Raw genomic sequence first — 223 nt, 5'->3', positions numbered from 1 at the left:
TTATTTGCAAACTGATAGAGCTCATGTAATCAGAGAAGCTATTCAATGTTGTGGAAAATCGGGAACGATTTCTATACCGGGAGTATATATTGATAAAATCGATAATATTCCCTGGGGAATGGCGATGAATAAGGGATTAACTTTTAGGATGGGGCAAACCCACGTCCAACGATATTTACCTTTATTATTAGATAAAATTTTAAAAGATGAGATTGATCCCTCA

At 35.0% G+C, this 223-nt stretch carries 1 protein-coding gene; it reads left to right on the top strand.

What is annotated here, in order from left to right; all coding sequences use genetic code 11:
• A partial coding sequence (locus ACD661_RS17020; RefSeq protein ID WP_472975203.1) for a hypothetical protein occupies positions 1-223 on the top strand: 223 nt, incomplete at both ends.

The organism is Legionella lytica (assembly GCF_044626755.1).
Lineage (GTDB): Bacteria > Pseudomonadota > Gammaproteobacteria > Legionellales > Legionellaceae > Legionella > Legionella lytica_A.
The sequence above is the reverse complement of the archived record's forward strand: the minus strand, read 5'-3'. Positions and strand labels throughout refer to the sequence as shown.